This window comes from Kosakonia arachidis (assembly GCF_900116535.1).
Taxonomy (GTDB): domain Bacteria; phylum Pseudomonadota; class Gammaproteobacteria; order Enterobacterales; family Enterobacteriaceae; genus Kosakonia; species Kosakonia arachidis.
In genome coordinates this window covers 1,119,568-1,133,953 of record NZ_FPAU01000001.1, presented here as the reverse complement: position 1 = coordinate 1,133,953, position 14,386 = coordinate 1,119,568, and the positions used below count along the sequence as shown (strand labels likewise).

Annotated in this window: 9 protein-coding genes, 1 other RNA gene and 3 pseudogenes; 6 read left to right on the top strand and 7 right to left on the bottom strand. The window is 51.5% G+C overall.

Features of this window, described 5'->3' with window-relative positions:
• Nucleotides 1-26 precede the first annotated feature (26 nt).
• Together ydiK and rprA are read left to right on the top strand one after the other, a co-directional pair.
• A complete protein-coding gene (gene ydiK, locus BM427_RS05505; protein ID WP_090119885.1) occupies nucleotides 27-1,136 on the top strand; it encodes an AI-2E family transporter YdiK in 1,110 nt (369 codons plus the stop codon).
• A 192-nt stretch (nucleotides 1,137-1,328) separates the two neighbouring features.
• An RNA gene (gene rprA, locus BM427_RS05500) (antisense sRNA RprA) lies at nucleotides 1,329-1,436 on the top strand.
• A gap of 74 nt (nucleotides 1,437-1,510) precedes the next feature.
• Here rprA and BM427_RS05495 read toward each other — a convergent pair.
• The 4 genes and pseudogenes from BM427_RS05495 to BM427_RS05480 all read right to left on the bottom strand — a co-directional run.
• Nucleotides 1,511-3,907 (bottom strand): glycoside hydrolase family 3 N-terminal domain-containing protein, encoded by a 2,397-nt coding sequence (locus tag BM427_RS05495; RefSeq protein WP_090119883.1) that lies wholly within the window; start codon nucleotides 3,905-3,907, stop codon nucleotides 1,511-1,513.
• Nucleotides 3,904-5,313 carry an MFS transporter gene (locus BM427_RS05490; RefSeq protein WP_090119881.1) on the bottom strand — a complete coding sequence of 470 codons (1,410 nt, stop codon included), beginning with the start codon at nucleotides 5,311-5,313 and terminating at the stop codon, nucleotides 3,904-3,906. The genes BM427_RS05495 and BM427_RS05490 overlap by 4 nt, the downstream gene beginning before the upstream one ends.
• A 308-nt stretch (nucleotides 5,314-5,621) precedes the next feature.
• Nucleotides 5,622-5,765: pseudogene (locus tag BM427_RS05485) on the bottom strand (DUF1367 family protein); the annotation flags it as partial.
• Nucleotides 5,766-5,814: 49 nt separating this feature from the next.
• Nucleotides 5,815-5,979, bottom strand: a pseudogene (locus BM427_RS05480) (integrase core domain-containing protein); the annotation flags it as partial.
• Nucleotides 5,980-6,040: 61 nt separating this feature from the next.
• Here BM427_RS05480 and BM427_RS05475 point away from each other — a divergent pair.
• Nucleotides 6,041-6,172, top strand: a pseudogene (locus BM427_RS05475) (DUF4060 family protein); the annotation flags it as partial.
• Between the two features lie 118 nt (nucleotides 6,173-6,290).
• Complete coding sequence (locus BM427_RS05470; RefSeq protein ID WP_090119879.1) at nucleotides 6,291-6,470, top strand: pyocin activator PrtN family protein; 180 nt, start codon at nucleotides 6,291-6,293, stop codon at nucleotides 6,468-6,470.
• A 209-nt stretch (nucleotides 6,471-6,679) separates the two neighbouring features.
• Here the strand turns inward: BM427_RS05470 and ppsA are convergent, their stop codons facing one another.
• Nucleotides 6,680-9,058 (bottom strand): phosphoenolpyruvate synthase, encoded by a 2,379-nt coding sequence (gene ppsA, locus BM427_RS05465; RefSeq protein WP_090119878.1) that lies wholly within the window; start codon nucleotides 9,056-9,058, stop codon nucleotides 6,680-6,682.
• A gap of 329 nt (nucleotides 9,059-9,387) precedes the next feature.
• On the opposite strand from ppsA, the gene ppsR reads away from it, so the two are divergent.
• Nucleotides 9,388-10,221, top strand: coding sequence for a posphoenolpyruvate synthetase regulatory kinase/phosphorylase PpsR (gene ppsR / locus BM427_RS05460; RefSeq protein ID WP_090119876.1), 834 nt, complete (start codon nucleotides 9,388-9,390; stop codon nucleotides 10,219-10,221).
• 490 nt (nucleotides 10,222-10,711) lie between these two features.
• Nucleotides 10,712-11,758 (top strand): 3-deoxy-7-phosphoheptulonate synthase AroH, encoded by a 1,047-nt coding sequence (gene aroH / locus BM427_RS05455; RefSeq protein WP_090120692.1) that lies wholly within the window; start codon nucleotides 10,712-10,714, stop codon nucleotides 11,756-11,758.
• Nucleotides 11,759-11,935: 177 nt separating this feature from the next.
• Here the strand turns inward: aroH and selO are convergent, their stop codons facing one another.
• Together selO and BM427_RS05445 are read right to left on the bottom strand one after the other, a co-directional pair.
• Complete coding sequence (selO, locus tag BM427_RS05450; protein WP_090119874.1) at nucleotides 11,936-13,378, bottom strand: protein adenylyltransferase SelO; 1,443 nt, start codon at nucleotides 13,376-13,378, stop codon at nucleotides 11,936-11,938.
• Nucleotides 13,379-13,439: 61 nt separating this feature from the next.
• Complete coding sequence (locus BM427_RS05445; protein WP_090119873.1) at nucleotides 13,440-14,153, bottom strand: EAL domain-containing protein; 714 nt, start codon at nucleotides 14,151-14,153, stop codon at nucleotides 13,440-13,442.
• Nucleotides 14,154-14,386 lie beyond the last annotated feature (233 nt).

Sequence of the window (14,386 nt, the reverse complement as noted above, 5' to 3'; positions counted from 1 at the left end):
CAACTTAATTAAGGTGTGTAAACCATATGGTTGATCTACGTCAGTCCAGGGATGTGCCGCAAGTCATGCTGTCGGTACTGTTTTTAGCAATCATGATTATTGCCTGTTTATGGATTGTTCAGCCCTTTATCCTCGGTTTTGCCTGGGCGGGAACCGTCGTGATAGCCACCTGGCCGTTGCTGTTACGTCTGCAGCGGCTGCTGTTTGGCCGCCGCTCGCTGGCGGTGCTGGTGATGATGTTGCTATTAATCCTGCTGTTTATTGTTCCCGTTGCCCTGCTGGTGAACAGTCTGGTGGAGTCCGGCGGCCCGGTTATTCATTCCATTACCAGTGGTTCGATGTCGCCACCCGATCTGGCATGGCTGCACAGCATTCCGCTCGTCGGTGAAAAACTCTATAGCGGCTGGCATAACCTGCTGGACATGGGCGGCAGCGCCATCATGGCGAAACTGCGACCTTACGTTGGCACAACCACCACGTGGTTTGTCGGCCAGGCCGCGCACATTGGACGCTTTATGCTGCACTCTGGCCTGATGCTGTTATTCAGCGCACTGCTCTACTGGCGAGGCGAGCAGGTTGCGCAGGGAATTCGTCATTTCGCCATTCGTCTGGCGGCCAGGCGTGGTGATGCGGCGGTATTGCTCGCCGGTCAGGCCATCCGCGCAGTGGCGCTGGGTGTGGTAGTAACCGCGCTGGTGCAGGCGGTTCTGGGAGGTATTGGGCTGGCCATCTCCGGCGTCCCTTACGCTACGCTGCTCACCGTCGTGATGCTAATGACCTGTCTTATCCAGATTGGACCATTGCTGGTGCTGGTTCCGGCGATAATCTGGCTTTACTGGAGCGGCGATTCCACCTGGGGCACCGTGCTACTGGTCTGGAGCTGCGTGGTCGCCACGCTGGATAATTTTATTCGCCCGGTGCTTATTCGTATGGGCGCAGACTTACCGCTGATTTTGATCCTCTCCGGCGTCATCGGCGGGCTGATCGCATTTGGTATGATCGGTCTGTTTATTGGCCCGGTACTGCTGGCCGTCTCATGGCGTCTTTTCTCCGCATGGGTAAATGAAGTACCCGAACCCACTGCGCGCTCAGAAGATGTATTGGATGACGAGCAAAATTCACAAGCCTCTTCCTGAAAATAGCCTTAAGGCGGGGTAGCCCGCCTTAAGTAATCATTAAGCCATACTTATCATTTAAGATAATAAAAGCTAACCAGCTCCCTCGGTAGCCCGCAGAATGCGGCATCTTCAGCATATATTCTTCAAGACAATTAAACTAATGAGACGAATCTGATCGACTCAAAAAAAGCGCATGCCTACTATAAGTCCACGGTTATAAATCAACATCTTGGTTTATAAGCATGGAAATCCCCTGAGTGAAACAACGAATTGCTGTGTGTAGTCTTTGCCCATCTCCCACGATGGGCTTTTTTTTCTCCTCAAAGACATCACTTCGCATTACCCGTCACCGCGCTCGTCGTACCATTATCAAGCACAGCGCCTTTATGGGGTCAGTCTACAGATGGGCTGTTTTCCTGGCGGCTGATTTCGCAGCGACTCATCATCCTCCATGCGACTGGGAGCACCCGCGTTTCGCCGGTAACATTCACCGTTGCTGTCGAGCGTATATCGCCCGATGATGCGCCAGCCCGCAATTCAAACTCACCCGGCTCGACGATACGCTTGCCGTCGCGCCGCGTGAAATTGAGCATATCTACGGGTAGTGTAAAGGTCAGCGTTGCTGTTTCTCCTGGCGAAAGATCCACACGCTGGAACGCTTTTAGCTCCTGTACCGGTCGCACCATCGACGCCACTTTGTCGCGCACGTAGATCTGCACAACGTCGCTGCCGCGGCGTTCGCCAACGTTGGTGACCCGAAGCTGTAATACGATCTCGCCATCAATAGCCACTTCCTGCGTCAGCAAGACCAGAGGCGCGTAATCGAACTTCGTCCAGCTCAGTCCGTAGCCGAACGGGTAGCGGGAACCAAAATGGAAGGCGAACGGCGTCCCGCCGCTTTTTAGTTTATGGTTGTAATAATAGGGCATCGCGCCCGCGCTTTTCGGCACGCTTACTACCAGCCGTCCCTGTGGTTCCGCGTAGCCGGTCAGCACATCGGCAATTGCGTAGCCGCCTTCCTGGCCCGGCGCCCATGCTATTAGCCAGGCAGCGACACGCGTTTCCAGCCCTTGCAGGTTGTAAGGACGCCCGCCTGTCATTACCACCACCACAGGTTTCCCGGTATTCACCAGCGCATCCAGCAATTGCTGTTGCACGCCGGGCAACGACAAGCTGTCCGTGTCGGAGCCCTCACCCACCGTGCCGCTCTGGAATAGCCCGGCGAGATCGCCCACGCAGGCAATCACCACATCGCTCTCCTGCGCCGCACGCACCGCCTGCGGAATCAGGCTTTGATCCATGGAAACCGGCGATTGCTGCATCGGTTTGCCGGAAGCATCACCCGGGAAGACCGGCGCTCCCGCCATGCGTTTTTCTATGATATGACAACCTTTCGCATAGCGAACATTGCCCTCGCCAAGCGACTGTCGCAAGGCCGCCAGCGGCGTAGTGACCTGCGAGATCTCTTCCAGCATATCGCTGATAATCAAATGTACCGGGAAGCTGTAACCACTGAGCAGGGCCAGCGGATCGTCCGCTGTCGGGCCAACCACCGCCACTTTTGGCGCGCCGCGCAGCGGCAGAATACCGTTGTTTTCCAGCAAGGTCAGCGAACGCGTTGCCACGTCACGCGCGGCCTGCCGCGCCGCATCAGACTGCAACACGATGCGATGCTCATCCGTATAGGGATGTTCGAACAAACCAAGGCGGAATTTAACCCCCAGCACGCGGGCAACGATTTCATCGATCTTCGCCATCGGAATCAGCCCGCGCTCAACCGCCTCCGCCAGATGACGGGCGCAGTCATCTTTCGGCAATTCAATATCCAGCCCGGCATTAAAGGCTAATGCTGCCGATTCTGCCGCATCATGACTGACACCGTGATGCTGATGAAGCAGACTAACGCCGCCATAATCAGCAACGATAATGCCGTCAAATCCCCACTCTTCGCGCAGCAGTGTGGTCAGCAGGAAATGATCGCTGTGCCCGGGTTGATTATCGATGTCGTGATAAGCGGGCATCACCGAACCGGCCTTCGCCAGTTTGACCGCCATTTCAAAGGGCAATAAAAAGGTATCGTTCAGTTCGCAAAAACCTAAATGTACTGGCGCATGGTTGCGCGCGCCTTCGCTGAAAGAGTGACCAACATAGTGTTTGAGCGTCGCCAGAATATCACCCTGCTCTCCCTGCAACCCTTCAACATAAGCACAAGCCATCACGCCCACCAGCCAGGGATCTTCACCAAACGTCTCCTCAGTTCGGCCCCAGCGTACATCGCGCGAAACATCCAGCACCGGTGCCAGCCCCTGCCTGCAACCGGTACTACGCGCTTCCTCGCCGATTTGCTGTGCGGCACGTTTGATCAGCGCTGGATCCCAGGTCGAACCATAGTTGAGTGATGAAGGAAATAGCGTGGCGTCTTTGCATAATAAGCCCACCAGACACTCTTCATGAAACAGCGCCGGAATCCCCAACCGTGTATCCTCTACCAGGTTTTTTTGCAGCCGGTTAGCGGCCCTGACTCCGCTTTGCGCATCAACGATATGTGTACCGAGCGGCCGGGTTATCTGCCCGATGCCGTGCGTTAATCGTTCAGCCAACGCCGCCTGGGTGCTGACGCCGGCAAATTCGTCGCTCAGATCGCTGCGTTCTCGGTGGTTGCCATCTTCTGACAACACCAGCCACAACGCATGCATCTGGGCAAATTTCTCTTCCGGTGTCATCCGGGCAAGCAGATCGGCCACGCGTTCGGAAACCGGGCGGGAAGAATCATGATAAATTGCGCTCATCGGGTCACTCCTGTGTTACTGAATTCCGTGGAAGTTTGAGATGTTGTCACCGAATTTCTGGCGTCGCGTTTGCGGATCAATTCACTGGCAATGGTGTCAGTCACCTGGCTATTCAGTTTGTAGCGGGTAAGTAACAGCACCATGCTAATAAACAACAAACACGGGATCAGCGTAAATAACGCATTGATGGTGGTCAGAACGCTGGCCGTTTGCTGCACCTGATTCGGTACATAATCCACTGCGCCCAGTACCCAGCCAACAACGGCACCGCCAAGCGCAAGACCGAACTTGATGGCAAACAGCGCCGTCGAGAACACCAGGCCATCAAGGCGTCGTCCGCTGCGGTGCTCTTCGTAATCCACCACATCGGAAAACATGGTCCACTGTAGCGGCGTAGTGAGATTCTGAATAAAGCTGAAAACAATGTTAAGGCCGAATATAAGCCACACTTGCGTTGGCGGAACGATAAATATCAGTGCGGCAAACGCCACAAAGACAATGATGGTCCATTGATAGGCACGTACGCGATCAAATTTTCCTAGCAAACGAGCAGAGAATAATGCGCCAAGCAGCGCTGCAATCATGCCGGAAACAATAAAGGTAAAGACCATTTCCGGGCGCTGTAAAACATATTTGACGTAATACATGGTAGCCGAACCACGCGTCACCACGGCGGTAAGCAGCAAAATATTAAACAGAAAAACAATCCGCCACTGGCTATTTTTCGCCACTAATTTGAGATCGCTGAACAGTGATCCTGAGCTGTCATTATGCGGCGTATAACGCTCACGGGTCATAAAGAAGCAGCCGAAGAACAGCAAAATACCCAGCACACCCATCATACTCATCGCGTAAAAATAGCCCTTCTGGTCGTTACCGTTACCGAGTTGTGCTACCAGTGGTAACGCAATCACCGTCACGATCAATCCGCCGATAAATGACAGACAAAAACGCCACGATTGCAGGGAATGGCGTTCCTGCGGGTCCATTGTTAACGCGCCGGGCATTGCACAGTACGGTACATTTATCGCGGAGTAGATAAAACTCAGGATCGCATAGGTCACGCAGGCATAGATGATTTTTGCCGTTGGGCCCGCGTCCGGCACATAGAAAGTGATGATGCAACTGACACCAAACGGAATTGCAAACCACAGCAACCACGGACGGAAACGTCCATGACGGGTTTGCGTGCGATCGACCAGTGCACCAATACAGGGATCGGCAAACGCATCAATTACACGCACCAGCAAAAACATTGTGCCCATAATCGCGGCGGGTAAACCAAAAACATCGGTATAGAAATAAGCGAGAAACAGTGTGGCCGTTTGCCAGACCAGTGCGCTGGCCATATCGCCGAGGCCATAACCTATTTTATCTTTGGTACTGAGAACAGAGGACAGGGTCATTTTTATCAGCCTTGTGAGGTGAAAATAGATATTTCAACCTGACGCGAATATGGTTTCGCGCCGCTCACTACAGGCTAAAGTATTAGAAGAAGTGTGCCCGCAGACAATTGTAATAATTACCAGGCTTTTTACGTTTTTTAGCAATTGTGATCGCCGACGAGTTCATGGCGAAAATAAAAAAAACCGACATTGTGTCGGCATCCGCATAACAAAGAACAGAATAAAACATTAACTAATCATTAAGTTATAACTATGACTGATTATTTAATCAGTATTTTGGGGCGTTTTTTTCAATTCAGGTTAATATTGCGATGAAAAGCCGGCTTGCGTACCCGCTTGATGTTGGCTGACATCACCCCGCCGAGCTTACATTTTGAATGCAGAAAATCGCTGGTCTCAGGCGTTTCCGGGATCACAATTCCTGAATGATTGATAAGTTGTAACTGCGCCATAATGTCCCTATCTGGCGCATAAGTGTCCCCCCAAGTTTAAGTACAATAGTCAGTTAGTAATGTCGGTTTGTTTACCGTCATATTTCCCGGTTCCCCAGCCTGCGGCAAATTCAGCAGGTGTCAGATAATTCAGCGATAAATGAGGCCGACACTCATTACACTCCTGACGCCACTCACTAATAATCTTCCTCGCATGAAAAATATTGCTGAACCACTACATGTGGCAATCACCTTGGATATCGCAGTCTGGGATCGTATTAAGAGCACAGCATGTGGTTGAAGGCATGAAAATTACCGTTGAAGTGGTCAACCGCCCGGCAAGCTATGTTGCGACGGCACTGACAGGAAGGTGCCGTATACGATCACTTGTAAGCCGTGAAATAAACTCAGAGCGGGAAGAAGTATGAAAATCAGGACAAAAGACTATGAGGGCCACTACTTCCGGGAAGTGGTTAATATGAGACATGGAGCCACTGCCGTGGCCTGAGTATGGTGTGAGGTGGATATGAATACGATTTTTTATTAATGGCTGAATTTGAAACAGCATCAATACCTCTTGCCGATGTATGCGAAAAATACTTTGGCATGAAGTTAGCAACTGCTGATAAAAAAGCTGCTTTGGAGCAATTACCTTCCCCAACGTTACAGGCTGGCGAAAGCCAGAAGGTACCGAGGATGATTCATATTCAGGATCTTGCCAATTGAATAGAGAAATAGAGGGCGGCAGGAAGAGAACTTTTTAAACAAATGAACAGCTAGTGACATGTCGGGCCTCGCCCGGCTTTTTCATAATATTTGATATCATTCCTTCATGGTTTACCACAGCCCGGCACCCCATTATTACCCCTTGTAGACATAATGAAATGGTAAATAAGGAACCCTCCGACATTGTGTCGGGGGGTTCCTTCAGTGCATTATTTTTTCAGTTCAGCAAGCGAGAGCCACGTCTGCACCACGGTGTCCGGATTCAGCGACAGACTGTCGATACCTTCGTCCATCAGCCAGGCAGCGAAATCTTCGTGATCCGACGGCCCCTGGCCACAGATACCGACATATTTGCCTTCTTTTTTCGCCGCGCGGATCGCCATCGACAGCAGAGCTTTCACCGCCTCATTGCGTTCATCAAACAGTTCTGAAACCACGCCGGAGTCGCGATCGAGGCCCAACGTAAGCTGCGTCATATCGTTGGAACCAATCGAGAAGCCATCAAAGTGCTCAAGGAACTGCTCCGCCAGCAATGCATTGGACGGGATTTCGCACATCATAATGATCTTCAGACCATTCTCTCCGCGTTTCAGCCCCTGCCGTGCAAGTTCATCAACCACGGCTTTCGCCTGCTCTACGGTACGAACGAACGGGATCATGATCTCAACGTTTGTCAGCCCCATCTCGTTGCGTACGCGTTTTACCGCCTCGCATTCGAGCGCGAAGCAGTCGCGGAAACTGTCGGACACATAACGACCCGCGCCACGGAAACCGAGCATAGGGTTCTCTTCTTCCGGCTCATAACGCTCACCGCCGACCAGATTGGCGTATTCGTTCGATTTAAAATCCGACAAACGCACAATCACGCGTTTCGGCCAGAACGCCGCGCCCAACGTGGCAATCCCTTCCGTAAGACGACCGACGTAAAACTCAACCGGCGAGTCAAAGCCTTTCATCATCTCGCGAATTTCGCTTTGCAGTTTCGCGTCCTGGTCATCAAATTCCAGCAGCGCGCGTGGGTGGACGCCAATCATGCGGTTAATGATAAATTCCAGGCGCGCCAACCCGACGCCCTCATTCGGCAAACAGGCGAAATCAAAAGCGCGATCAGGGTTCCCGACGTTCATCATAATCTTCAGCGGCAAATCCGGCATGGTATCGACGCTGGAGCTTTTCACGCTGAAATCGAGCAGATCGGCATACACATAGCCAGTGTCGCCTTCAGCACAGGAGACGGTCACTTTTTCGCCGGTCTTGATTCGTTCAGTTGCATCACCGCAACCTACTACTGCGGGGATCCCCAATTCACGGGCAATAATCGCCGCATGGCAGGTTCGACCACCACGGTTGGTGACAATCGCAGCCGCCTTCTTCATGATCGGTTCCCAGTCGGGGTCGGTCATATCGGTGACCAGCACATCACCCGCTTCAATCAGGTTCATTTCGCTGATGTCATGGATCACTTTGACCGTACCCGCACCGATACGCTGACCAATTGCACGACCTTCAGAGATGATTCGCCCTTGTGCATGCAGCGTGTAGCGCTCCATCACTTGCCCGCGAGATCGTACCGTTTCCGGACGTGCCTGCACGATGAATAACTTGCCAGTATGGCCGTCTTTCGCCCATTCAATATCCATCGGACGGCCATAGTGTTTTTCAATTTGCACCGCCTGTTTGGCCAGCGCCTGCACATCGGCATCGCTCAGCGAGAAGCGATCGCGATCGGCCTGCGGCACATCTTCAATCTGTACCTGTTTGCCGTGCTCCTGCGTTGGCGCATAAATCATACGGATCTTTTTCGAGCCCATAGTGCGGCGCACAATCGCCGGCCGGCCTGCAGCCAGCGTCGGTTTATGCACGTAGAACTCATCCGGGTTGACTGCGCCCTGCACCACCATTTCACCCAGCCCCCACGCAGAGGTGATAAATACCACCTGGTCGAAACCAGATTCGGTGTCAATAGAGAACATCACACCGGAAGCGCCGATGTCCGAACGCACCATACGCTGTACGCCAGCAGAAAGCGCCACGCCGCGATGGTCATAACCCTGATGAACGCGGTAAGAGATAGCCCGGTCATTAAACAGCGAAGCAAAGACATGTTTAACGGCCACCAGCACGGCGTCATAGCCCTGAACATTGAGGAATGTTTCTTGCTGACCGGCGAAAGAGGCATCCGGCATATCTTCCGCCGTAGCTGAGGAGCGTACGGCAAACGAGGCCTGCGCGTCATCTTCCGACAGTTTTGCATACGCATCTTGAACCGCTTTTTCCAGCGCCGGCTGGAAAGGCGTATCGACAATCCACTGGCGGATCTGTGCGCCAGCTTTCGCCAGCTCAGAGACATCGTCAATATCCGTGTTATCCAGCAGCGCATAAATACGTTGATTTAAGCCGCTCTGTTCAAGGAACTGGTTAAACGCATCGGCGGTGGTCGCAAACCCATTCGGCACGGAAACACCCACGCCTGACAGGTTAGTAATCATTTCACCAAGGGAGGCATTTTTGCCCCCAACTCTGTCTACATCATTCATGCCGAGTTGGTCATACCAAAGCACCAGCGGAGACGAGCCATTGTTGGACATCGAAACAATCCTTTTGTGGTATATGAATGGGTAAAATCTCAGACTGCGTATTAATCCTGGCATAATTAATTCGCCGGAAAAAACGGTGAATCGTGTAAGCAATTCCAGATTATGGTTTTTCGGACAGATTCCCACCAATAAATCACGCAGCGGGAATATCTCTTTTTAGAATATCCTTATTTTTCATACGTCATCAAAAAAAGTGAACTCTATAGTTCATAAAAAATAAAAATACCATTTCATTTTAAAATGAGAAAAAGTAGATACGCACAGTGAGGATTTTAATTTATGCTTTCACAGAATTACGTATGAAAGTCAGGATGAGTTAAATGGACAGTTCTGTTGATCGCCATGTGTTTTATATTTCTGATGGAACCGCTATCACCGCTGAAGTATTGGGCCACGCGGTGATGTCACAATTCCCGGTTGCCGTCAGCAGCATTACCTTGCCTTTCGTGGAAAACGAGAGCCGCGCACGCGCCGTCAAAGATCAGATTGATGCTCTCTATCAGCAAACGGGTAGCCGTCCATTAGTTTTTTATTCTATTGTGATGCCCGAAATTCGCTCTATTATTTTGCAAAGCGAAGGATTTTGTCAGGACATTGTTCAAGCGCTGGTTGCCCCATTACAGCAGGAATTAAAGCTCGATCCCACCCCCATTGCGCATCGCACACACGGGCTTAATCCGGGCAATTTAACTAAATATGATGCGCGAATTGCCGCAATTGATTACACACTGGCACATGATGACGGTATTTCGTTGCGCAACCTCGATCAGGCTCAGGTGATTTTACTGGGTGTATCGCGCTGTGGAAAAACCCCAACCAGCCTCTATCTGGCGATGCAATTTGGTATTCGCGCAGCGAATTATCCTTTTATCGCCGATGATATGGATAACCTTGTACTTCCGGCCGCGTTAAAACCATTGCAACATAAATTATTTGGTCTGACCATTAACCCGGAGCGTCTTGCTGCGATTCGTGAAGAGCGGCGGGAGAACAGTCGGTACGCTTCTTTGCGACAGTGCCGCATGGAAGTGGCGGAAGTGGAAGCGCTTTACCGCAAGAATCAGATTCCCTGCCTGAACAGTACCAACTACTCAGTTGAAGAGATTGCAACCAAAATGCTCGACATTATGGGACTGAACCGCCGCATGTATTAATTGCGCGCGGAAAGGCACTGTGTATGTCCCAAAAGCCGGCGGCATGCAGACAGAAAGGTGTATTTGCGGCCATATCACAATAAGTGACACGAGATAAATGTCACTTATATATATTAACAACGCGAGGGTATTGCAGTTTCATGGGTTGCCAGTAGAGAAATAACAGAAGCGAAGAGAGGCAAAGGAACCCTGGGCCAGCGCCCCTCGCGTCTGATCGTGTTCAATTTAAAATAATGGATATCTGATACGACAGACGTACTCTCTATGGAAGACAAATAACAGCAATGCGTGCTCAAAATATGCTCACTCACAGAGTATCATTTGCATTGTCGTACTAACGAGCTAGTACATTGATGCGTGATACGCTATGATACTTGCAACTGAAGTAATGCGCTTTATGGCCATACTTGAAATAAGCCGCGATTGGTTTATGGTGTGCGCATCACTTCCGGCATTCCAGCCGCTGAAGCACCTAATTTTGAGACGTTTGATGAACAAAACCGATGAACTTCGCACTGCGCGCATCGACAGCCTGTTGACACCGGCTGAACTGGCGCAGCGTTATCCCGTTAAACCTGATGTCGCCGAACATGTTGTTGCATCGCGGCGGCGAATAGAAAAAATCCTCAATGGCGAAGATCGCCGCTTACTGGTGATTATTGGCCCCTGCTCTATCCACGATCTTGATGCAGCGGTAGATTACGCGCGTCGCTTGCAGACGCTGCGTGAGAAGCATCACGCCCAGCTCGAGATCGTGATGCGCACCTATTTTGAAAAACCGCGCACAGTTGTTGGCTGGAAGGGGCTAATCTCCGATCCGGACCTGAATGGCAGCTATCGAGTTAATCATGGTCTCGAACTGGCGCGCAAGTTGCTGCTCCAGGTCAACGAACTGGGCGTGCCGACAGCGACTGAATTTCTCGACATGGTGACAGGGCAATTTATAGCCGATCTGATTAGCTGGGGCGCGATTGGCGCGCGCACGACGGAAAGCCAGATCCACCGTGAAATGGCATCGGCGCTCTCCTGCCCGGTCGGTTTTAAAAACGGCACCGATGGCAATACACGCATCGCGGTGGATGCGATCCGCGCTTCCCGCGCCAGCCATATGTTCCTCTCACCGGATAAATCCGGGCAGATGACCATCTATCAAACCAGCGGCAATCCCTACGGGCATATCATTATGCGCGGCGGTAAAACGCCAAACTATTTCGCCGAAGATATCGCCAATGCGTGCGATACACTGAGCGAGTTTGATCTACCGGAATACCTGGTGGTGGATTTCAGCCACGGCAACTGCCAGAAACAACATCGACGTCAACTCGACGTCTGTGACAATGTTTGTTCGCAGATCCGTAACGGTTCGACTGCTATCGCTGGCGTGATGGTAGAAAGTTTCCTGCAGGAAGGCACGCAGAAAATTGTCAGCGGCCAGCCGCTGGTTTACGGGCAATCCATTACCGATCCTTGCCTGGGCTGGGACGACAGTAAATTCCTGCTGGAAAAACTGGCGGCCGCAGTCGCAACCCGCCTCTGATCGCATCCCGCCGCCAGGCGGCGGGATCCTCTTCCCCTTCTTTATCTGGAGGGAAGTCGCGAAATGTTACAGAACACACTTGCTACTGACCAATATTATTAATAATTATTATCATTTGCGATAATGCACTACACTGAACATTTGATCGGCACGCTGATTCCAACAAAATGAGCAGGTTCAACTCGAACAACTGACCTCCAGTCGCTTTCCCCAGTCCGGTGGGCGGCTGACATAATCATCGTTACGATCGCGGAACGGCTGGCGTAGCGCTTCATGTAGATGCGTCAGTTCACTGGTGTCGCCTTTCTCAGCTGCATCAATCGCCCGCTGTGCCAGCCAGTTGCGCAATACCAGTGCCGGATTCACACCGGACATCTGCTGTTGCCGCTGCGCATCGTCAACCTGCTCCTGTTGCAGACGTACCCGGTACAGCGCAAACCAACTGTCAAATGCCGCACGATCGATAAATTCATCACGCAGCGGCGAAAAGGCACTCTGCTGCTCCGTCTGGCTGAGCAAGCGGAAGGTACGCGTATAATCACTCCCTTCCCGCTCCATCAGTGAAAACAGTTTCGTCAGAAGCTGGTTATCGCCCTGCTGTTGCGTGCGAAAACCTAGCTTACCGCGCATCAGCACGCCATATTCCGTCAATAGCAGATGTTGATAATCATCCAGCGCACTGTTCAGTGCCTCAATGTCAATAAATGGCGATAGCGACTGTGCCAACCGTTGCAGGTTCCACAAAGCCACTGCGGGTTGATTATCGAAGCGATAACGCCCCTGGTAATCCGAGTGGTTACAGACAAATGACGGCTGATAATCGTCGAGGAAGCCAAAGGGGCCGTAATCAATGGTCAGTCCGAGAATCGACATGTTGTCGGTATTCATCACGCCATGCGCAAAACCGACCGCCTGCCAGCGGGCAATCAGCATAGCTGTACGCCGGACAATATCGTGGAACCACAGCACGTACTTATCGGATTCATTCTGCAAATGCGACCAATGATGGCGGATGGCAAAGTCAGCCAGTTGACGTACTTTTTGCGGTTCGCGGCGATAATAAAAATGCTCGAAATGTCCGAAACGAAGATGGCTTTCAGCGATGCGCATCAGCATGGCGCCCTGCTCGCGGCGTTCACGCATGACCGGCGTATCGCTGGTAACGATGCTCAGTGCGCGGGTCGTCGGAATGCCAAGGTAGTACATCGCCTCTGATGCCAGACTTTCACGGATGGTCGAACGCAAAACTGCACGTCCGTCGCCCATGCGCGAATAAGGTGTCAGCCCAGCGCCTTTCAGATGCCAGTCGCGGGTCGTGCCATCCGGCAATTGTTGTTCACCAAGCAGGATCCCGCGCCCGTCGCCCAGTTGCCCGGCCCAGACACCAAACTGATGCCCGCTGTAGACTTGCGCCAACGGCGACATGCCCGGCAGCAATGCTTCGCCGCCCCAGACACCGGCACCCGATTCGGGATGAAAAAGCGCATCCTCCACACCCAGCTCCTGCGCCAGTGGCGCGTTATGCCAGATCAGACGGGCATTGTGCAGCGGTGTAGAAGATAATGTAGTGTAAAATTCTGGCAGTTCATCACGCCAGCGGGTAGTAAAAGACAGGGTCATGGTTCCTCCTGCCTTTAGTGTAGTGCTAACCATCAGGTTTAAACACCGGCGAAAAGCAGGGCTATGAATGAATTAGGGAGGTGATCTGTGCAGCGGTGACCGGTGGCCATAAAGCCCCTTGCATTGCGCTGAAGTGGAAAGGTTCCACCCGCCTCAGGGCCGATTCGTCATCAATACCCGCAATCATCATTGACTGACAATAGGGACTTACCTGTGAAACGATCGCACGCATAAAAGGTTCAAATGAAGGAGAGGCTAACCGTTGTTGAACAAAATTTTTATCTAACGCGACCCGTTTAAATAGCCCGTCAAAAATGGCTTTAGTCGATGCTGTTCCCACACCAAAATTAGCCAGTACCAGCGGATATTGTTTCGCCAATAGAGCCAGAGAAGGATCCTCTTTTCCTTTATTGAAATTGGGGAAATTCTCATTTATGGTAAATTCCAGAAAAGGAAATTTAGCCACGCTGGCAGCCAGTGCCTCGTCGGTAAGTAAGGCTTCAGCAATAACCGGGGAAATATTAATCCAGGCGATTAATTGATGTTGTAATAAAAAGAGCTGGCAGGCCTCTATCAGCGCCAGTTGCTCCGTAAATAGTTGCAGCGTTTCACCGGCCATCAGGCGCGGGGAAATCAGCTCTGCCGGGGCGCGGACGTTACTGTCTCTCCCTACAAAGTTAACGATAACTTCCAGCCCCTGAAGCGTTCCGTTACTTTTTCTTGCTGGTTGTAATAAAAGCTCGGGCCGATATGTATCATCAAGCAAAATCATCATTGTGCCAGTCCCGCGTTGTGGGTGATATCCGGCATGGCTAAACACAAGTAGATGAATTCAAGGCGTAATGATTTTAGTGAGGCTAACTTCATTTTTATCCCGTTTTATATTTGGCTTCTCCTTTATTAGGCTGCTCACTAATAGTTTTTTCGCCAGATTCAACGTCCACTTATGATAATTAATATTATAAAATATAATTAGTGGAAACATCCTGGTTTAATGAATTTTTACCA

Excerpts from the sequence above, each read along its gene's own strand:
- ydiK (WP_090119885.1), top strand. The coding sequence starts at position 27 with ATGGTTGATCTACGTCAGTCCAGGGATGTGCCGCAAGTCATGCTGTCG.
- BM427_RS05495 (WP_090119883.1), bottom strand. The coding sequence starts at position 3,907 with ATGAGCGCAATTTATCATGATTCTTCCCGCCCGGTTTCCGAACGCGTG.
- BM427_RS05490 (WP_090119881.1), bottom strand. The coding sequence starts at position 5,313 with ATGACCCTGTCCTCTGTTCTCAGTACCAAAGATAAAATAGGTTATGGC.
- BM427_RS05470 (WP_090119879.1), top strand. The coding sequence starts at position 6,291 with ATGGCTGAATTTGAAACAGCATCAATACCTCTTGCCGATGTATGCGAA.
- ppsA (WP_090119878.1), bottom strand. The coding sequence starts at position 9,058 with ATGTCCAACAATGGCTCGTCTCCGCTGGTGCTTTGGTATGACCAACTC.
- ppsR (WP_090119876.1), top strand. The coding sequence starts at position 9,388 with ATGGACAGTTCTGTTGATCGCCATGTGTTTTATATTTCTGATGGAACC.
- aroH (WP_090120692.1), top strand. The coding sequence starts at position 10,712 with ATGAACAAAACCGATGAACTTCGCACTGCGCGCATCGACAGCCTGTTG.
- selO (WP_090119874.1), bottom strand. The coding sequence starts at position 13,378 with ATGACCCTGTCTTTTACTACCCGCTGGCGTGATGAACTGCCAGAATTT.
- BM427_RS05445 (WP_090119873.1), bottom strand. The coding sequence starts at position 14,153 with ATGATGATTTTGCTTGATGATACATATCGGCCCGAGCTTTTATTACAA.